Source organism: Algibacter sp. 2305UL17-15 (assembly GCF_040720935.1).
GTDB lineage: Bacteria > Bacteroidota > Bacteroidia > Flavobacteriales > Flavobacteriaceae > Jejuia.
In genome coordinates, this window is sequence record NZ_JBFDAE010000006.1 from 230,711 (window position 1) to 252,618 (window position 21,908).

At 37.0% G+C, this 21,908-nt stretch carries 13 protein-coding genes; 7 read left to right on the top strand and 6 right to left on the bottom strand.

Features of this window, described 5'->3' with window-relative positions; all coding sequences use genetic code 11:
• Window positions 1-47: 47 nt before the first annotated feature.
• The 4 genes from kduI to ABXQ82_RS08800 all read left to right on the top strand — a co-directional run bounded on the left by kduI (window position 48) and on the right by ABXQ82_RS08800 (window position 7,833).
• Window positions 48-890: a 5-dehydro-4-deoxy-D-glucuronate isomerase gene (gene kduI, locus ABXQ82_RS08785; RefSeq protein WP_367057935.1), complete on the top strand. Its 843-nt coding sequence runs from the start codon at window positions 48-50 to the stop codon at window positions 888-890.
• An 84-nt stretch (window positions 891-974) separates the two neighbouring features.
• Entirely contained in the window at window positions 975-2,150 is a 1,176-nt protein-coding gene (locus ABXQ82_RS08790) for a DUF4861 family protein (RefSeq protein ID WP_367057937.1), read from the top strand.
• Window positions 2,151-2,547: 397 nt separating this feature from the next.
• A complete protein-coding gene (locus tag ABXQ82_RS08795; RefSeq protein ID WP_367057939.1) occupies window positions 2,548-3,258 on the top strand; it encodes a carboxypeptidase-like regulatory domain-containing protein in 711 nt (236 codons plus the stop codon).
• 363 nt (window positions 3,259-3,621) lie between these two features.
• On the top strand, window positions 3,622-7,833 hold the full coding sequence (locus ABXQ82_RS08800; RefSeq protein WP_367057941.1) for an Ig-like domain-containing protein: 4,212 nt from the start codon (window positions 3,622-3,624) through the stop codon (window positions 7,831-7,833).
• Between the two features lie 224 nt (window positions 7,834-8,057).
• On the opposite strand, the gene glgP is transcribed toward ABXQ82_RS08800, so the two are convergent.
• Window positions 8,058-9,698 (bottom strand): alpha-glucan family phosphorylase, encoded by a 1,641-nt coding sequence (glgP, locus tag ABXQ82_RS08805; RefSeq protein ID WP_367057944.1) that lies wholly within the window; start codon window positions 9,696-9,698, stop codon window positions 8,058-8,060.
• A gap of 277 nt (window positions 9,699-9,975) precedes the next feature.
• Here glgP and ABXQ82_RS08810 point away from each other — a divergent pair, with 277 nt between their 5' ends.
• The 3 genes from ABXQ82_RS08810 to ABXQ82_RS08820 all read left to right on the top strand — a co-directional run bounded on the left by ABXQ82_RS08810 (window position 9,976) and on the right by ABXQ82_RS08820 (window position 13,073).
• On the top strand, window positions 9,976-10,098 hold the full coding sequence (locus ABXQ82_RS08810) for a hypothetical protein (RefSeq protein WP_367057947.1): 123 nt from the start codon (window positions 9,976-9,978) through the stop codon (window positions 10,096-10,098).
• A gap of 261 nt (window positions 10,099-10,359) precedes the next feature.
• A complete protein-coding gene (locus ABXQ82_RS08815; RefSeq protein WP_367057950.1) occupies window positions 10,360-11,727 on the top strand; it encodes a DUF1080 domain-containing protein in 1,368 nt (455 codons plus the stop codon).
• Window positions 11,728-11,732: 5 nt separating this feature from the next.
• Window positions 11,733-13,073, top strand: coding sequence for a Gfo/Idh/MocA family oxidoreductase (locus ABXQ82_RS08820; RefSeq protein ID WP_367057953.1), 1,341 nt, complete (start codon window positions 11,733-11,735; stop codon window positions 13,071-13,073).
• A 161-nt stretch (window positions 13,074-13,234) separates the two neighbouring features.
• Here ABXQ82_RS08820 and ABXQ82_RS08825 read toward each other — a convergent pair whose 3' ends face one another.
• From ABXQ82_RS08825 to ABXQ82_RS08845, 5 genes are all read right to left on the bottom strand, one after another.
• Window positions 13,235-16,420, bottom strand: a complete 3,186-nt coding sequence (locus ABXQ82_RS08825) for a glycoside hydrolase family 2 TIM barrel-domain containing protein (protein ID WP_367057956.1) — start codon at window positions 16,418-16,420, stop codon at window positions 13,235-13,237.
• A gap of 49 nt (window positions 16,421-16,469) precedes the next feature.
• On the bottom strand, window positions 16,470-17,945 hold the full coding sequence (locus ABXQ82_RS08830; protein ID WP_367057959.1) for a hypothetical protein: 1,476 nt from the start codon (window positions 17,943-17,945) through the stop codon (window positions 16,470-16,472).
• 95 nt (window positions 17,946-18,040) lie between these two features.
• Window positions 18,041-19,432, bottom strand: coding sequence for a family 43 glycosylhydrolase (locus ABXQ82_RS08835; protein ID WP_367057962.1), 1,392 nt, complete (start codon window positions 19,430-19,432; stop codon window positions 18,041-18,043).
• A 67-nt stretch (window positions 19,433-19,499) separates the two neighbouring features.
• A complete protein-coding gene (locus ABXQ82_RS08840) occupies window positions 19,500-20,330 on the bottom strand; it encodes an alpha/beta hydrolase (RefSeq protein WP_367057965.1) in 831 nt (276 codons plus the stop codon).
• 138 nt (window positions 20,331-20,468) lie between these two features.
• Window positions 20,469-21,902: a sulfatase gene (locus ABXQ82_RS08845; protein WP_367057968.1), complete on the bottom strand. Its 1,434-nt coding sequence runs from the start codon at window positions 21,900-21,902 to the stop codon at window positions 20,469-20,471.
• Window positions 21,903-21,908 lie beyond the last annotated feature (6 nt).

Genomic DNA, 21,908 nt, shown 5'->3' on the forward strand with positions numbered 1-21,908 from the left:
ATTTACTATTTTTACTGAAATTTATTATCAAATAAACAATTATTACAATGAAACAAAACTTTGAAGTAAGATACGCAGCCTCGCCAAGAGAAGTAAAAAAAATGGATACTCAGGAACTTAGAGATGAGTTTTTAGTGCAGAATATATTTGAAAACGACAAGCTGAATTTTGTCTATACACATTATGACCGCTATATAATTGCAGGTGTTGTGCCTGTAAAACAAAGCGTTAAACTGGAAACTATAGATCCGCTAAAAGCAGACTACTTTTTACAACGAAGAGAATTAGGTGTTATAAATATTGGCGGGAGCGGTACAGTTTCTGTAGATGGCACTTCTTATAATTTAGACCACAAAGAAGCTTTATATATAGGACAAGGCAATAAGGATGTGTCGTTTTCAAGCGCATCGGCAGATCATCCCGCAAAGTTTTACATCAACTCCACACCTGCTCATAAAGCATACCCAAACAAAAAAATAGGCATTAATGATGTTGAAGTAGTGGAACTTGGCGCTCCTGAAACCGCAAATGCCCGTACCTTAAGAAAGTATATTGTAAATAGCGTGGTTGATGTGTGTCAATTACAAATGGGGATGACATCCTTAAAATCTGGAAGTTGCTGGAACACTATGCCCGCCCATGTACACGACAGGCGTATGGAAGTATATTTATATGTTGAAGTTCCTGAAGGACAATCTGTTTGCCACTTTATGGGACAAACCGATGAGACACGCCATATTTGGATGCAAAATGATGAAGCTGTAATATCTCCACCATGGTCTATCCACTCTGGTTCAGGAACCAGTAATTACACTTTCATTTGGGGAATGGCCGGTGAAAATCTGGACTATTCTGATATGGATGTTGCCAACATTCCTGATTTAAAATAAGCCCATAACCCACCTGCCTGTCGGTAGGTGGGTATTTATCAAATAGAAAAAATTAAATACGGCTAATTACAAATTTTTCAACCAATGAAACTAATTAAGATTTTTTCGATCGGAATTTTGTTGTTCACAATTCCATCCTGTTCTCAAAAAGAGCAGCCTATTACAATTAAAATTTCAAATGACCTGGATTTAGATAGACAATTTGAAACTGTTGAAATTTCAAAATCCAGTTTGGGTCTTGAAAGTATCGATAATTTTGGGGTTAAGGATATTTCAACTGAAAAATCATTAACCTCACAGTTAATTGACACTAATGATGATGGTGTTATGGATGTTTTATTATTTCAACCGAATATTAAAGCAAATTCCGAAGGTTCTTATCAATTGGTTCAGCTTAAAGGAGATGAACAGCAAAAAGATGAAATTATATGTTATTCCCGTTTTGTGCCAGAACGTACCGATGATTATGCATGGGAAAACAACAAAGTAGCTTTTAGAACTTACGGTCCGAATGCGCAATACAGATTTGAAAACAACCTAAAAGAAGGCACGCTTTCTAGCGGTATTGATGCATGGTTAAAACGGGTGGACTACCCAATAATTGATAAATGGTATAAAAAATACACCGAAAAAACGGGCACTTACCATGAAGATACAGGCGAAGGTTTGGACAATTTTCATGTAGGCAGTAGTCGTGGTGTTGGAGGTACTGCTTATAAAAAAGACAGTACGTATTATATTTCAAAAAACTTTATCAGCTATAAAACCATTACAAATGGACCTATTCGCACCAGCTTTAATTTAGATTATGGTGTTTGGGAGGCAGATGGTACTCTAATAAAAGAATCTAAAACCATTAGTTTAGATTATGGCAATAACCTTTCAAAGTTTGAAATTCATATTGAAGGTGTTGACACACTATCAGCCGGTTTAACACTCCATGAAAAAGATGGTGTGGTAACCTCACATAAAGATGAAACATGGGTAAATTATTGGCAACCACATGCCGATTCTGAAATTGGGACAGCTATAGTTGCTGCTCCAAATTATTATACTGGTTATGAGAAATATGATACCGCAGAAAAAGACTTAAGCAATGCTTTTGCACATTTAAAAGTCATTAATGGTAAAACCGAATATTATGCTGGTTTTACATGGCAAAAAAGCGAGCAGTTTAAAAATCAATACGAATGGGAACAGTATTTAAGCAACTTCTCAAAGAAATTAGGTAGCCCATTAAAAGTAGAAATCATTAAATAAAACATACAAGTAAACATCTTATCAAATATGAGCTCAATTAATAATAGCAGCTGTTTTCTGTACTCATAAAGGGGCATTAGACAAAACATTATAGATAAATATCCTCGAGGCCGTGCGAGGTATTCAACGGAAAAAACTTTTTTACATTCCGGAGCAAGTTTCGAGGTACCAGCCTGCCGCCTGCCCGTCGGCAGACAGGGCTGGCAGGTTAAAACTGATATCCCGCTAAAAATCGGGGCAACCATCAAAACTTAATGCGCTGTGCTTTTAAGTTTTGGGTTTCACTAATAAATTCTTTATAGAATCATTACAAATTGCCTCATTATTTTACTCCGTGCAAATGAAATTAATATTATAACGCTTATCTTAGTACCGCAATTTAATAGCATTTTAAATAATGAAATCATCTATTTTAGCTTTCGGCATTTTATTCTTCATTGGGCTTAACATAAATTATGCTCAAAACAAAAAATTAACGGGAAAAGTAGTCGCTTTTAAAGCATATCCTATAAATAACGTGTCTGTATCTTCAAAAAAACTTAAAACAGAAACAATTACAGATTCACTTGGTTATTTCACAATTGAATGTCGTAAAAAAGACAAGCTGACGTTTAAGGCTGCGGGGTTCCAAAACCAAACCATTAAAATAGAAGATACCGATAGCTTAAAAGTTAATTTAATATTAATCAATAGCAAAAATGCTTTTAAGGAAGTGGTTCGTAAAAAGCATATGCATCAATCGGACCTGGATTATTGCATTAACAATTTGATAGATGAGAACAATAACTTTGACCAGCTTCTTACAGTATATGACGTGATTCAATACGTACATCCAAGCGCAAGAGTAACCTCTGTAACAGCTAACAGTTCTGGGGGAAACACTTTTGGCGCTTCTGGCAATCAAATTATTTTAGGCGGCCAGGGCCCAAACTCTATTTTAGCAAGTCCTTATGCCTTATTGGTGGTTGACGGGATAGTAACTGGCGATATCTCAGGAGTTGTTCCCGAACAAATTAAATCGGTTAAAGTTTTAACTGGGAGTAATGCGGGACATTGGGGCACTAGAGGTGGCAATGGAGTGGTTGAGATTACGTTGAAGCATAAATAATAGTATTTAAAAACGAAAAACACCCAAATTCTAAATTCCGGATAGCCAGCGGAAAAAAGAAAAACTTCCATCTGCTACCGAACTTATTTTGGTGGCAACCTACTAATTCAACTTCGGGAACAACACAATATCTTCATATTACAAATTCATTATTTCTCAATATTCAACACTTTCAAAAGCTCAATATTGAAACTCTTAATCATCAACCTGTCAAGTTTCTTTCAAGTTAATAATCCGTGAAATAAGGCGTTTATCGATACTTTATATTCTTGTCTAGTTTGAATCAAGTTTCTTTCTGTTTTTAAAAGCTTATTTCTTTCAAACTTTGTAATGCTAGGAAGGCAACCACTAAACGAAGGCATTATGAAAAAACTACTACTCATTTTATTGATAATAATTATTCCTATTGGAAATAGCTGCTATTCACAAAACATTCAGGTTGATGTAAATCTTAACATGAAACACTCCGTGGAAGGCGTGTCAGATTTTGGAAGAGAAAGACACATGACCATCCATTCCTCACCTACAGAAAACGACTGGAACGGTGAAGAAGACAAATTAGATTATCTGATAAACGATTTGGGCGTCTATTTTGGTAGGGAAACAGGCTCTGCAACCTGGAAAATGCAAGGTGTAGAAGAAGATCCTAATAACCCAGGGTGGCCATATGAAGCTCAAATGATAACACACGGCAACGGATTGAAAAATTGGAGCGATTCTCCTGATTTTGCTTCACGTCGTCAATATAGAAGTAAGTCCATTAATATGATTATGGGCATCAATGATACAAGTCCTATGTATTCGGGGCTTTCTTGGTTTGAAGGTTTTGGAAGAGGTAAAGGCGGTTGGTTTATAAAAGATGTTGATGCTGGAGCAGAATGGACTGCCTTGTATTTAGACCATTATTTTGCAAAATCATCTGGTGATATTGGAGATCCACTTCCAAAATACTGGGAGGTTTACAATGAACCCGATATGAATTTTATGAACCCACAATTCGGGATGATTATTTCAAGCCTTGAGAAAAATTGGGAATACCATAAATTAGTAGCTCAAAATGTGAGAGCAAAATTAGGAGCTAAAGCACCTAAAATTGGAGGCATGACTTGGGGCCAATTGGATTTCTTCAAACCAGATGGCATTCCTACGCGATCACCATTAACGTACTGGACACAATGGTTAGAGCCTGACAACCCAATGATTCCGCTTTATGAGAATATGCTATCTGGCGTAAATGGCTGGCCTAAAGCTTGGGACAAACGTCAGGATGCTTGGTGGCAATGGGATTACCTGTGGCAAGGATTTATTGATCACGCTGGTGCGGACATGGATTTTTATGGCGTTCACCTTTATGATTGGCCAAATGCAAACGCAAATCAAGCTACCATTCGCTCGGGCGGGCATACAGAAGCCATGTTAGATCAACTAGAATGGTATGATTATTTGAAATTTGGAGATAAAAAAGACCTTGTAATTTCAGAATTTGGTGCAGTAAACACAGACTATATCAACTCACTCCCCGACAGAAGACGTGATTGGGAATTTCTGAAGCCTTTTAACCAAATGTTTATGGAGATTTTAGAGCGTCCATCGCATGTGGTAATGAGTATGCCATTTACACCCGCTAAAGCTGTTTGGGGTGCTTTTGTTAAAGGAGGAACTGGTACTGGTGATGTACAACGTTATGACGGATCTACTTTATTTGAACCAGTTGGCACATGGCAAGGTGAAAACTATGTTATTGGAGAACCTTCTGGAGGATGGCAATGGAGCCCCATTATTTATTATTTCGAATTATGGAAAGATGTTGATGGCACGCGTATTGACACAAAATCGAACACCCTAGATGTTCAGGTGGATGCATACGTAAAAGATAAACATGTGTACCTTATTTTGAACAATACGAATGATGATATTAAAACCATTCATTTGAACACCTTTAATTCGGCAACCGCAAATACGGTAAATAGTGTACAAATGCGCCATTTATTCTTCAATCCTAATTTAGGAACTCAAGGGGAGCCAGATTTATCGGTTGTTGACTTAGATACAGCACCAGCGCAGGTCACATTAAAACCAAATTCAACTATCGTATTAGATTACACCTATGCGAACACGGTTGAAATAGATATAGAATCCAGGGAAACGAAATACATGTCTGATGCACTTACAACAGCCACCAACTCAAGAGGCACTCAGTTATGTCGTCTAACAGGACAAAATAAGCTGACAACTACCGTTAAAAATGTTGTAAAACCAGCAAAAGGTGAAGCCATGGTAAGAATTGGTGGGTTTTTCTACAATCCGACCGATGCAGGAGACGGGAAGAGCATAAAAGTAATATCATTAAAAGTAAATGGAAACGAAGTTGTTACCCAAAGCCCTATGTTACTTAACCCTCGTGGCCACGTTGCTAGTGTTTATGGCGGTGGCTGGTTTGGTGTGTTGGAAATCGAAATTCCTATTGAATTCTTAAACAACGGTAATAATACAGTTTATTTTGAACGTCAACAAAATGCCGATTTTACAACGGTAATGCTTCAAGTTTGGGATATGGATCAAGATCCAGGAAGAACTGAGGATACTGCAATACCTTTAACATCAATTTCCTTGGGTAGTGATGAGTCATTAATGAATGGTAATAATTTAGGGATTGTGCCAGTTTTCACACCAACAGATGCCTCAAACAAAGGTTTAACTTGGACGTCTTCTGATTCTAACGTTGCTACTGTTGATGAAAATGGCGTAGTAACCGCTGTGGCAGATTCTGGTGTTACACTAATTACGGCAACAAGTACTGAGAATGGTAGCATTTTTGCAACAAAAACCATTACTGCTATTCCTTTTGAAACAGCAACAGTAACTTCAATTGACATTTTAGAAGGTGACCACATTACTGTGGATCAATATGTAAACACACCATTAACACTACAACTTACTCCAACACCAGAAAATGCTCCTGAAATAGAGTGGACTTCAAGTAATGAAGCGAATGTTTCTGTACTTGCAACAGGAAAATTAATTGGGAAGATTATTGGAAGTTCTGCCGTAATAACTGCAAAAGTAAAAGGCACAAACATATCAGACGCTATTACTGTTGATGTTCGTATTGCAGGAGAGGAAAGTATATTTACCAGAGAATTACCTGATTTTTTACGTCCGTTTACAACAGGTACAGTAAGTGTGCCTGTTAGTATAATGGGTAATCGTACAGTAATGATGGAATTGATTAAAGATGGGAATATTTTAGGCTCTGGGTCTCAAAATGTGAACGCTCTTGGAGATGAAACGGTTGAAGTTACTTATAACTTAGCTACTGCGCCTGCTCCAGGTACTGGATACTCTATTAAACTGACTCTAAAAGATGGCACTACTATTTTAGATACCGAAACCAAAACCATTGAAATCATAGACCACGTTCGGGTGTCTTCCGTTACTATTCAAGATGGCTTGCCAGTTGTTCAGGTTGGAGAAACTATTACGCGAACAGCCATAGCATTACCCGCAGACGCTTTCAATACAGATATAACATGGAGTTCTAGCAATACAGGTGTTGCAACTGTTGACCCATCGACAGGTGAAATAACCGGGCAATCAGTAGGTCAAGCTGTTATTAGAGCAACTTCTGATGATGTAACTTCAATTTTTGATGAAGTGACTATAGACGTGCAATCAGATCCTGTTTCTGTTGATATCGTTTCCATATCAATACCTTCATCCATTAACTTATTTCCAGGATTAAGCAAAACGCTTCCTGTAACGCTTAACCCTGAATATACAACAGATACTGATATTAACTGGACATCAAACAATGGTATGGTCACTGTTGACCAAAATGGCGTTGTAACCGCGGGACTTGTAGATGGGACAGCTATTATAACCGCAACTTCAGCAGTAGATGCTAGTGTGTTTGCTACCTGTACGGTAAATGTTAGCAAAACTATTGTAATTGAAGCTGAAACTTTTGTTAATACTGGTGGTGCTACTGATGGGGTGATGGTAAGCTCTATTGGATTTAACTTCAATACTTCTGGCGACTGGGCAGATTACACCGTTAATATCCCAGCTAGTGGTTTGTATGCTATTCAATACAGAATTGGTTCTCCAAACTCAACAGGATTAGGGGTGAAGATATATGTAGATGGCGTCTTGATGAACACAACAACTTTAGCAGGAACAACGGATTGGGACATATATACAATCCAATCAGGATCTGGTGAGATTAACATTTCAGAAGGCACGCATACCATTCGTTTTGAATCAACAGGAGCTACAGAATGGCAATGGAACGCAGATTGGTTTAGTTTAACTTATACTGGAACATTATCTGTTGGAGAAAAGAAATTAAGTAACATTTCTGTGTTTCCAAACCCAACTTACGGCGAAGTTGCAATAAATGGATTAACCAATTCTTCATCTGTTGCAATATACAACATACAAGGTAGTATTATTGAACAGGTAAAAGTAACTGGTAGCAGGGTTAACATCGATCTTAGCAACTATCAAAGTGGTCTTTATTTAATTAAAGTCACGGATAAAGGATCTAGTGATTTATTTAAGATTATTAAAAAATAATGGGCTTGTTTGATTAATAGCTTGTGCTGGTGTCATTGTTTGATATTCTTTTAAACCAGATATTGCAATCATGGCATAAAACTAGAGCCCTCACGTTTCTGTAAGGGCTCTTATTTTAAAAGCTATTCATAATCGATTACTGCATTGTATGCAATTGGTTTAAAATTTTGCTATAAAAATCTGTTTAATTCAGCAATAATAAATAAAGCTTTCAGTAATTCGATTTAAAACAATTTCTTATAATAATCGTCCGCCATTCTTTGTGTTGTGAATTCTGGAATGACATCATCCATCGCTTTAAACACAATATCTTGCCATTTTTCAGGATTGTCATAATAGGTTGGAATCACTTTATGTTCTAAAATATCATACAAGTTATCTGTATCAATTTTATCTTGATCCCAAGTTGGCAAATGATGATCTATAGCAGGCAACACAAAGCAATTTTGTTCATTTTTTTCAAATTCCGGAATCCAACCATCATTTGTAGAAACATTTACAGAACCATTCATTGCCGCCGTCATACCACTAGTTCCAGAAGCTTCACGTGTAATTCTAGGGGTATTTAACCAAACGTCCGATCCGCATTTAAGCGTTTTAGACAGCTCTATTTCATAACCTATTAACACCGCTAAATTAGGTTCGTTTTTTGATTGATGTACCAGATGGTCAAAAACATCAATAGCACCATAATCAAACGGATAGGGCTTACCTGCCCAAATAATTTGAACCGGATATTTTTCATTGGAAATCAACCTTTTAAAACGGTCGTAATCGTATAACAGTAAGTCTGCTCTTTTATACGCCGCAAATCGTCTGGCCCAAACAAATGTTAATATGTTAGGGTTAAATGTTTTTCCTGTTTGCTCAAACACCTCACCACACAACGCCTTTTTCAACTCAATTTTTCTATTCTTATAGCCGCCCACGTTTTTAGAAGTCCATGTATGTTTAATGCTTTCGTCCTGCCAAAACTTTTGATTTTGAGCGTTAGTAATAGGAATTATTTCACTTATACCAGGATAATCCTTCCACATATCATTCGCCACTTTTGCGTGAAGTTTTGAAACACCATTTGCCTTTTTAGACATTCGTAATGCGGAAATAGTATAATTAATCATACCACCGTTAACCATTTCAGTTTCAAGATCATTATTAGACAAGGTTCTACCAAAGAAACCACAACGATTTAAATGTCGTGCATCCCGCTCTTCGTTTCCTGCTTTTTCTGGGGTATGTGTTGTAAATACCATTTGGTTTTTTGTAACGCCCCTATCTCTTAAATAATAAAAAGCAGGTAACGCATGCCCTTCGTTTAAGTGATAGGTATCCGCACCCCCTAAAGCCTCTACAACTTTTGCACCTCCTATTCCCAGCACAATACTTTGAGAAACCCGAGTAACTGGATTTTTATCGTATAAATGATTGGTGATTGTTCTGGATAAATGGTCGTTTCCATCTACATTAGTACTTAAAAAATACATGGGAACAGTCCCAAAAATTTCAGGCTTTAAAACATAGGCCCGAACCTTAACATGCGGATTGTTATGAAGTGTAATTTCAACCTCTATTCCCGTGTCTTCCAGAAAATCAAAATGCTTTTCGTGAAACTCTGTTTTTAGGGTTTGATCTTCGTTTCTTGCCTGATCGTAGTAGCCATATTTCCAGAGCATGCCCACGCCAATCATGTTCTGTTTTAACTCAAACCCAGAGCGCATATGAGATCCTGCTAAAAACCCCAAACCTCCAGAATAAATATTAAAAGATTGGTGGATCCCAAATTCCATACTAAAATAAGCCACTTTTTTACTATATTTTTTTGCTGGCACATAAGGATGGTGCCATTTGCTATATCTATTTTCCATAAAATATTGTATTAAAAAATTTAAGATTAAATGTAATGAAAATCAACTGTTTTATTGTTACATTTTGCTTATAAAATACGTGATAATACTGTAATTTATGAACCTTTGTTTTTTGATGTTTAACTTTCAAATATGAGATCAAGAGTTCAATTAATATTCATAGAAAAGCTAAATTGGCTAAGCGCTAATTGATAACAGTATTACAATTAACGAGAAGCTAATAGCACTCATTAAAAAGGAGTATGATTTTGATACGAAGTTAAAACGCTTTTAGACTATGAATAATATTTTTCTTTCGGCCGCCATATTAGCTTCAATAGCATTAATTCCGGTCTGGAAATATCCAATTACACGGAAATATCTTGAAGATATGAGACGTCAGGGAACTGCTGATAAATGATGTACACGATTTTTAAATTCTTTTTAAGAATACAATATTCCTATCTAAATATTTCTAATCATTTAGTTTAGCACATTTTTTTAATGAATGCATTGAATTTATATCCTTTTTTGAGAACGTCCATATCAATGGAAAGTTTATAAAAGAGTATCTTTATTGACACTTTTAAATAAGTACAGCTCAACCACACACTTCAGGACAGATTTGTTTACTGAATACACTTTTTTTGTAATAAGTATAATAACCTAAATGAAATTAAACATGTCAAAATTTGTAAATCAGACTGTATTTCTTTTTGCAGTCATTTGTTTTTCAGGATGTTCTCAAGGAAAAAAAGACAGTACACCTTGGAAATCTTTAATAGAGGACAATACCTTAAATGGATGGAACATTAAAGGAGGAGAAGCCACTTATACTATAAATGATGGGGTAATTACAGGTACAACCGTTAAAAACACACCGAATACGTTTTTAACGACTGATAAAAATTACGACGACTTTATTTTGGAGTTAGACTATAAGGTAGATTCTACCATGAATTCCGGAATTCAAATACGAAGCAATAGCTTGCCTACTTATAGAGATGGTCGGGTTCATGGCTATCAAATAGAAATTGACCCATCAAAACGCGCTTGGAGTGCCGGTATTTTTGATGAATCCAGACGAGGATGGCTCAATCCACTCAAAGATAATCCAGAAGCACAAAAGGCTTTCAAACAAAACGATTGGAACCATTACAGAATCGAAGCCATTGGAGATACTCTTAAAACATGGATCAACGACGTTCCTGCGGCATATTTAATTGACGACAAAACGGCATCAGGATTTATCGGTTTACAAGTACATAGTATTCATCGCAATCAAAAAGAAGGCACTACCATTTCATGGAAAAACATCAAAATTCTAACTGAAGATTTAGAGAAATATTCTAAAGAAAGTCCATTGAAACCCATCATAACCAAAAATCAATTGACCATTAAGGAAAAAGATTCAGGATGGAAATTGCTTTGGGATGGAAAAACCACAGAAGGATGGCGAGGTGCAAAATTAGAAGCATTTCCAGAACAAGGATGGGTCATAGAAAATGGCGAATTGATAGTATTATCCTCGGGAGGCGCAGAATCTGCCGCAGGTGGCGATATTGTTACCGAAGCATTATACGGTGATTTTGAATTGACAGTCGATTTTAAACTCACGCCTGGAGCAAATAGCGGCATTAAATATTATGTGGATACCAATATCAATAAAGGTAAGGGTTCATCCATAGGTTTGGAATATCAAATATTGGACGATGCACTCCATCCTGATGCCAAATTGGGAAATCATAAAGGTAGCCGAACTGTTGCAGCGTTATACGATTTAATCCAAGCAGATCCAGAAAAACCGATAAACCTCATTGGAACGTGGAACACCGCTTATATCATTTCTAAAGACAACCATGTTGAGCATTGGCTAAACGGTATGAAGGTTTTGGAATACGAAAGAGGTAGCGAAGCCTTTTTAAAACTGGTTTCAAAAAGCAAATATGTAAAATGGCCAAATTTCGGGTTATTGGAAAAAGGACAAATTCTTTTGCAAGACCACGGTGATCGTGTCGCTTTTAAAAACATCAAAATAAAATCCCTTTAAGAATTATGACATCAAGAAGAAATTTTATCAAAAAAACAACGTTGGCAGGTGCCGCAGTTACCGTAGGAAGTTCAGCAATGGCCATGACTGCAAAAAGTTATAATAACATCATAGGATCCAACGAGCGCCTAAACGTTGCCATTGCTGGTTTAGGGCGAAGAATGGGTGCTTTTACACAACCCATCGGATTAAAGGAAAGCAACGTGAAATTGCTTTATTTATGTGATGTCATGAAAAGTCAACGTGAAAAGGGATTAAAAGAATTCAGGGAACATATTGATTACAATCCTGAACTGGAGAATGATATCAGGAAGGTATTGAACGATAAAGATGTTGATGTACTGATAAATGCCACGCCAGACCATTGGCATACACCAGGTTCAATTATGGCCATGCAAGCGGGAAAACATGTGTATGTTGAAAAACCATGTAGCCATAATATGTATGAAAACGAGCAATTGGTAAAAGCATCAAAGCATTTTAACAAAGTGGTGCAAATGGGGAACCAGCAGCGTTCTTCTGGTCATACCATAGAAATTATTAATGAAATCCATAACGGCATTATTGGGAAACCCTACAAGGCTGTAGCGTTTTATAATAACGGACGAGACGAAGTGCCTTTACAAAAAAGCGCACCAATACCAGAAGGTTTAGATTGGGATTTATGGCAAGGGCCTGCCCCAAGGCGAGATTATACTTCTGAAACTTGGGATTACAATTGGCATTGGTATGGTTGGGATTATGGTACAGCCGAAGCAGGAAACAATGGCACGCACGAAATTGACGTGGCACGTTGGGCGTTAAAAGTTGATGTCCCTAAAAGTGTTTATGTTGAGGCAGAAAAACGTCATTTTATAAATGATGGTTGGGAAATGTATGATGATATGGAAGCCACTTTTAAATTCGCAGATAAAAAAGTCATTAAATGGGATGGAAAAGCACGAAACAGCTATGGCACTTATGGGTCTGGTCGTGGTACTGTAATTTACGGTACAGAAGGTTCTGTTTTTGTAAATAGAAATGAATACAAACTATATGATCGTAAAGGAAAATTAGTTAAAGAATACAATTCGGCAACAAAAGAAGCTGGCACAGCTTTAGGCGGTGGCGGAAGCACATCAACTAAACACGTGCAAAATCTATTTGATACCATTCGCGGTAAAGCCAAATTAACCGCACCCATTGACGATGCCAGTAAAAGCATGGCCATGGTGCATTATGCCAATATCGCCTACAGAATAAATAAAGGGTTTGATATTGATGACAAAACAGGAATGATGTATGATCGTAAAGCCATGGCATTATGGAGCAGAACTTATGAAGCAGGTTGGAAACCCGAATTTTAGCACACTAGAATTGTTTTTAATGGTTTCAATAACCTAAGCTATATTTGAAAATGTAATGGATACCATATCCAACAACAAAATTGAACAGGGTAGCCAAAAAATGAGCTATCAGTGGAATTCTTCTCTTAAAATTTTGGGTTAACTTATCCAGATAAAACCCATTATTTTTTTACCATGGGTTTTATGACATAAGAATAACTCAAATTATCCGGAAAAATTTTATACTTATCCAGAGGTTGCGCTTGCCAGCTATCATCTCCACCAACGCCCATTTGCTTGTAATCGATATTGATGTTGACCAAATCCCGTTTTTGAATATCGGTCGTATGGCGTTGCTGTTTTTGCTCCCCTGCATCAAAATCTGAATTGTATTGATGGTGTGCACTAAAACTAAAGTTGTCTGACGCTTTTATAATTTGTATTCCAGTTCCCGCTTCATTCGTAAAACTTACTTGTCTTGTTTCTGTTTTATACCCATTTTCCTGTGGTCTGATATAGGCGAAATATAAATCTTTTACTTGAGCTTTATAAACACCTACCAATGCCGATGTGTTTCTATCTTGATAATTTTCATGTGGCCCTTTCCCATACCAATTCACGTTATGGTATTCATTTTTAATAATGAAATTATTACCAAATCGTGGCATCGGTGGTAAATCTTTACTGATGTTCTTAAGCTGATTGTGCACTTCTAAGCTACCATTTAAATTCAATGTGTAACTCATGTCTATGCTTCCATTTACTGATGGTAAATTAAAGGTGGACACTACTTTTACAGACTTTAAATTTTTAAGATTTTCTAAACTATTTGCGTCCAAATCTTTGTGATTGCCTTCTAGCTTAAAAGATGTTAGTTGCTGGTTATCAGTTGCTTCTTTCCAAACTTTAAATTTCTGTGGCATGTTGAAACCAAAATCATTATCGGTTGTGGCGCGCCAAAAATTCGGTTTGATGCCTTCAATTAAAACATTGCCATTCCCATAATCAAGATTAGAAAGTATTCCCGTATTTTTATTGAATCTTACAGTTACAACATCATTAGACAAGGTTAATAAGCTGTCTTTTTGAATTATTTTAAATACGGAACTTTCTTTAACTTCCGTAACTTCAGGTTTATAATTACCCATTTCAAACTGTTCGTAAGCAACGGTAAATCCTTTATCCAATAATGGTTTGTCTGTTCGGGTTTTCGCATAAACATTCAATACATATTCTTTAGCATTTACATCTAATTTTGGCAATTTCAAACTGACTTTAGTTGACGTATTTGGTGCAATTTCCAAGGTTTCTAAATGACCTTCTACAATTTTAAGCCCGTCTTCTTTTAATTCCCAGCTAAACTCAAAACCATCCAAAGTGATGAAATCATAGTTATTGAAAATTTCTACCTTTCCAGAAGAAGGATTGCTCGATTTAAATTTTATATACTGATATACTTTCTTCATTTCCGCCAAAGCAGGATGCGGACTCCTATCTGGATTTACAACACCATTCAGACAAAAGTTACCGTCATTCTGAATGTCAGCACCACCTAAATCGCCACCATAAGCCCAAAAAGCTTCTCCGTCGTTATTTTCGGTCAAAATGCCTTGGTCCACCCAATCCCAGATATAGCCACCTTGCATGATGTCATATTTTTCAATAACATCCCAATAATCTTGGAAATTGCCAAGACTGTTCCCCATAGCATGCGAATATTCACATTGAATCAAAGGTCGTTTAGGGTTGTTTTCAGCATAGTCTATCATGTGATGGATGCGCCAGTACATAGGTGCTTGGATATCGGTATTTTCGTAATTTGTGGCACCTTCATATTGCACAGGTCTTGATTTGTCACGTTGCTTTAACCAATCGTAAGTGGCCACAAAATTATCGCCATTACCAGCTTCGTTTCCTAAGGACCATGTAATAATTGATGTATAATTTTTGTCGCGTTCGTACATGCGTTCCGTTCTGTCCAAATGCATCGCTTTCCATTCTGGTCTATACGCAGGATGTATTTTTTTTGCTTTTTCGTTATGGTCCAAACCTTGGTTTGTAGTCCCCATACCGTGGGTTTCTATGTTTGCCTCATCAATCACATAAAAGCCAAATTCGTCACACAATCTGTAGAAAAACGGATTCTTCGGATAGTGGCTACAGCGAATAGAGTTCACATTGTTTTCCTTCATCAACTTTAAATCTTTCATGGTCAATTCTTCGGAAATTACATGCCCTTTGGTTTCGTCGTGGTCGTGCAGATTCACACCTTTGAACAATACTGCTTTACCGTTTACAAGCACCTGATTGTTTTTGATTTCCACGGTTCTAAAGCCTGTTTTCAATGCGGTGGATTTTTCTCCTACGGTCATTAAAACAGTATATAAATTAGGTTGTTCGGCATTCCAAGATTTTACATCCACAACAACTTCTTCAAAATTAACTTTTGAAATCCCAGGTTGAAGCGTCTCAGATTTTGAGAGATTCAGAATTTCTTTTTCACCATCCAAAAGCTGTACGCTAATATTTTTATTTTCAGGACTATCAGTAGTGTTTTTAAATTCTAAATCAATTTTAAAACTGCCATCTTTGTAATCATTTATCAACACAGAAGTCATAGCAATATCATTCAAACTTACTTTATCCTGAGCGTATAAATAGACATCGCGCTCTATACCGCTCAATCGCCAAAAATCCTGGTCTTCCATATAGCTGGCATCAGACCAACGCAATACCTGAACCGCCAAATCATTTTTCCCTTTTTTGATATATTTTGAAATATTGAATTCCGCTGGTGTTTTACTGCCTTCGCTATACCCCACTTTTTGTCCGTTTAGCCAAACGTACATGGCACCACTTACACCTTCAAAATGAAGAAACACCTCTTTTTCAGTCCAATTGTTGTCAACTTCAAATGTACGTTTGTAGCTTCCCACGTTATTCAAATCATGTTGGATAAACGGAGGGTTTTTAGGAAATACATAGGTAATATTCGTATAAATAGGAATGCCAAAACCTTCCATTTCCCAGTTGGACGGCACGTTAATTTTGTCCCAACCACCGAGATTAAAGTCTTCCTTATAAAAATCGGATGGTCTTAACATCGGATTTTCGGCATAATAAAAATCCCAGGTCCCGTTCAATGATTTATACAATGATGATTTTTCCCAACTCGCATTTGCCAAAGCATCTTCTTTTGAAGCATGCACATAAAATGTAGCGCGCGGTTCTTCTCTGTTAATTTGAAAAATCTCGGGGTTTTCCCATTCTGGATTTTCCCATGTTTCAGAAGAATAAACAGGTCTTTCAATCACAGTATTACAAGATAATACTGTAAACATTAAGCTTAGAATTATAAATTTATACATGATGAACTATTTTATGGTGTGTGGTTTTTATATGCTGTGTTTATCAACTTTATAGTGTGATTTTTATGGTACTTACCGAAAGGGCTTCGGTAGTTAAAGTTACGGAATCTTCGGGTGTTGGTAAATTTTTGGATTCAATTTCCTTTCCGTTATTGACCGCGTCGGTACTTATCAACGTATATCCAGATATTTTAAGGATGCCATTACTTGTACCTTTAACAGTAATTGAAATATCCTTGGCTTTTGCGCTGTAATTTGTGTAATGCGCATACACCGTATTTTCATCTTTTTTTCTAAAAGCTATAATTTCCGAGTCTGTATTGCTCTCAATATCATAACCGATAACGTGTGAAGAAGCCGGTTGTGCCGAAGTCAACTCTCGATAAGCGTAATAATGCTTATACGGTTTTGGGTTTGCAGCAGCCCAGGGAATGCTTAGAAGGCCACCAGGGTGTACATCTTCATTCGGGTAGTTGTTTTCAAAATAAAACCAAGAGCTTACACCATTGTTAACCGCCGTAGAAAACAAGTTTGATAAAGATAGTGCCGCTTTTAAATCCCTGCTGGCAAAAATTGCATCTAAATTTATAGCATCGCCTTTTAGGGCATGGGTTTCCGACTGATAAATGGGCTTTCCTTCTGCTTGATTAACGATATTTTTGAACAATTCTGGTTTCCCGCCATTTTCATATTGATGGGTTGCTATAATGTCAATGTCTGCCCAAACATCAGGATGGTTGGTTTTAAAATACGCCATATAATCAAGACAACCGTTGGGGGAAATGGTGCTAGGGCCCATAATTAAAGGCTCTTTCATATTAAGAGTATTAATGAGCGGGTCTGCCAACATCGCTTTAAATTTAGGTACAGCAAGTTTAAAAATACGGGATACCGCCTCTTTGGTATCACCATTAAGTCCGTAATGGTGCTTTCTAAAAGTTCTATCTAAATCGGGCTCATTTACCACGTTTAAAATTTCGGTAGAAACACCACGCTCTTGAAACCCTTTAAATAACTGAAACCACCAATTTGCCAATTTATCATAAATTTCAGGGTCGTCCGTATTTAACGCTTTTAGGGTTTCGCTACCAACGGTAATGTCGCGCATTAAATCAACAGGAAACTTATTGCCTACCAACGAAAACTCCAAATCTGGTTGATATACTTTGGCGGCTTTCACATAATCAGCTCTTCTATCGAAATATTCTGGATTATCCACGGGGTAAATTTCTATGTAATCCTGAAAATATTTCATGTTGCAATCCTCCGCAATGAAACGAATCGCCTCATCTTGAGCAGTTGCGTTCATACTGTAATGATGTCCTAAAAACAAGCCTATGGAAACACCGCCTCCTATAAATTGGTGCTTATAATCTTCAGCTTTCAACACAATTTTTAGTGCGTTTTCAACGGGGTCGTCTTTAATGGGTTCATCTTCTGTTACTGGGTCGTCTCCACCACATCCAATCATAATTGCCATCAAGCAAAATGATAATAGAGTAATGGCCATGTTTTTCGTTTTCATAAGGCTATGTATTAAATGTTTATTATGCAGTTAACTTGAATCATTATTGATTGGTCAACTAAAATTAGTGTATTAAAAAATATCAAATCTTCATTTTATAATTTCCATGTATCTTCCCAGGTCATGGGTATAATGGTGCCGTCATCATTAAACTCCAGCGGTTTGCTCCAATATTGGTAGTCGTGCCCTTTCACGTTATCGGATGCCGAACCCCATAAATCGCCCACCCAAAAATATTTTTCGCCCTCTGCGGTCTGTAATTTGGTCACGTAACTTTGCTGTGCAGGAATGATGGGTCTCTGTGGAATAGTTTTAGCCGTGATATAAAAGGAAGCCTCTTTCGAAACTATTTTTTCTTCGGAAGATAAAGCCACTTCGTTGATGTAAAGTTTATCAAACGGATAATTTTCAGCTACTGGCACAATTTTAATCCTATCGGAATTTATGTCATTAAAATCAATGGAAACCTGTTCTTGTAAAGCCGATTTTATAACGGTTATATCTTCAGGATTAATTGCTTCCCATGTGTTAAAATTCCAAGAGAATAGTTTAAACTTTGGTGTTTCTATTTCTGGATGCACCCTTGGGTTGCTCACATCCCCACAATTTTCCGGACGGTTTCCTGTAAAAAGCGAAATAGTGATATTATCTACTATTTTTTTACCCGAAAATTGAACTTCAACTGCGTTGAATATACTATCCGTTTTTTCGATGGTTTCGTGAAGCGTTCCTCTGGTTACGCCATCATTTATAACCAATGAAGCCTTGCCTGGGTATCGATTGATGTTCCCTGTAAGTTGGTATCCATTTAACGGATTATCAGATATATACACCCTAGCACCAGAACCATAATTGCAAAAACAACAGGTGTAATCGGTCATTAAATAATACTTCCCATCTTTTTTGAATTGTGTCCCTGCTTCCATGTGTTCTGCAATAATACCTCCGTTTTCCATGGTTGAAGCGGTGTATTTTTTATCCAATTTTTCAACGGAAACCTGATGGTTTTGGATGGTATTATAGCTTAAATAGCAGGTTTGGTCATCATCGACAAAAAGTCCGAAATCGCCCAATCCAACATCGGAACGAAACATTTTCACATTGCTATTTACAATTTTAAAAGGCCCTTCAGGATTTTTACTGGTGGCCACTCCAAATTGTCCGTTCCATAATTTAGGATACCAATTGTACCACAGCACATAACGTTTTGTTTTTTTATTATACACCACATGCGGACGGTAATACACGCCTTCGGGTTGGTTAGGCAATAATCTGCCTTCCTTTTTCCAAACTTTTAAATCTTTGGAAATGTAGCAGACATAATGGTTTTCGGTAACAAATCCGTTGGTGTTGCCATAACTTGTGCCGTACCAATAGAAGGTGTCGTTAAATTGAATAAGTCTGCCATCGTGGGCATCTACAATATTGCCATCGGTATCAATTCGTGGTTTTACATTGTTTACACTTATGCTTTGCGATACTGCCATGTTTACTGAAAATAATATACAAACACAGAAAAGCAGTTTCTTTTGAAAACAAATTCTACTTAAAATTTTAGTCATTCTTGGATTCATGATGTATGTTTTTTACAAAATTGATTAATAATTGAAATGCAGGTTCTGCCATACTGCTGTGGTTATAGCCATCCAGTTCGTAAAGCGTGGTGTTTTTATGTCCAACCACTTTTAGCATTCGCATGAAATAGGCGTTCTCTTCATAGCGTCCCAACAGTTCTTTTTCTCTATCACCGGTAATTATTAGTATGGGCGGTGCATCTTTTCTAACATGATATAGCGGAGCAAATTCATCAATAATAGGTTGTGTACCTGCTATACCTTGTTCTTTTCTTATGGTAAAATGGGTGATGGTGTGACCGCTAAACGGAATTAACCCAGCAATGTCATCGGCATCAATATCATGCTTTTGAAGCCATTTTTTATCCAAACCTACCATACTAGCCAAATAACCACCCGCCGAATGTCCAGACACAAAAATGGATTTTTTAATGCCATTGTATCTTTCAATGTTATTGAAAACCCACGCCACAGAAGCGGCCGCATCTTCAATATATTTTGGGTTTTTAACTATTGGGGAAAGCCTGTAATTTACGGCAACCACAATCATTCCGTTGTTTTTTAGTGCTTCGGGAATAAACTTATCGCCACCCGAAAGACCGCCGCCATGAAACCAAACAACTGTCGGCGCATCGGTTTTGTTTTTAGGATAATAAATATCCAATTGACACATTTTCTTCACATAAGCATCCGCATTCGTTATAGAATCGTTGTAGTAATGCAATCCTTCAACGGTATCATAAGTGTCGTTTTGTGAAAACATGGGCATCACAAAAAGAAGTGCTATGTATATAAAAAGTTTCTGCATCATTTTTTTCAACGGATTCATTTTAATTTTTTATTCATTTTTTAAGATTTAATATTCCAAGCTTGCCCATTTTTCTTTTTTTTTGAATTTAGTTTTTGCCTTTTTGGAATTTAATACCTCGGGGCTTTACCCATAGGTAGTTTATTCTCCTGTATAATTCGGATTAGGTTCTGGGAATTTAGCATTCATACCTTTTAAGGCATTTTCCATTTTTTGCTTCATATCTTGAAATTTTTCAGGGTTTTCGGTTGCCAAATTTTGGGACTCGCTGATATCTTCCTTTAAATGGTATAACTCGTAACGCTGGTCTTCATAAAAATGTAAAATCTTCCAATCGCCTTCACGATAAGCAGATGCCGGTTTGCCATGTTGCGGACTATAATGTGGCAAATGCCATAATAATCCCCGTGCTTGCAATGTTTCGCCTTTAAAAATAGGCACCAAACTCACGCCGTCGTTTGTCTGGTTTCCAGCACCTGTAATAGCCACAAACGTGTTGAATAAATCTTGAGCGATAACGGGTGTACGGTTAACTTGATTTGGTTTAATCATATTAGGCCACCTTACAATAAACGGTTCCCTGATGCCACCTTCGTAAACATAGCCTTTACCTTCTCTTAAATCACCATTGTCCGTCGGTGGGGTATGTTTTGCAAAATAAGGGACTTCCTCAACGGAAAGCCCGCCATTATCCGAAGTGAACACCACAAGCGTATTTTCATTTAATCCTAATTCATTTAAGGTATTTAAAATACGCCCCACATTTTGGTCGATGGATTCTATCATGGCGGCATAATGGATGTTTGGCATGATGGATTCGTCATCATTTCCGCGTTTCTTTCTATATTTTTCAACCAATGCTTCTTTGGCTTCAATAGGCACATGTGGCGAATAGTAATTCAGACTTAAAAAGAACGTAGAATCTTTTTGCTTGGTAATAAAATTAATGGCTTTGTTGGTCAATACATCGGTAAGATAATCGCCCTCTTTAGCATCGTTTTGTATTTCCGGTTTTTCGCCCATAGGGAAGAACGGATAGAAAAAACTTTGTGGCAAACCATTCCAAGCACCAGCAATATTCACATCATACCCTTGGTGCTCTGGTAAAAATTCACCCCCTCCCAAATGCCATTTTCCAATATGGGCCGAATAATACCCTTTTGATTTTAGAGCTTCTGGAATGGTCGTATATTCCAAATCCAATTGCTGACTTACGGGAGGTGTCTGCAATTTTTGGTGGGGCCCTGCAGGACGGTTGCCATGAATATGCTCCGTAATATTAACGCTTATAGGATGTAAACCCGTTACCAAACTGGCTCTAGAAGGACTACATAAAGGTGCTGCAGCATATCCATCAGTAAAAAGGATTCCTTCACTTGCCAACTTATCTAAATTAGGGGTTTCGATAAAGTCGTTGCCATAACAACCCAAATCGAACCAACCCATATCGTCTGCAACAATCAAAACGATGTTGGGTTTGGAATTATCTATAATTTCCTTTTTCTCTTCCTTACAACCAAAGAACACTATGGTTACAATGATGCAAGACAAAACTTTTTTTAAATGATAATACATATGCTG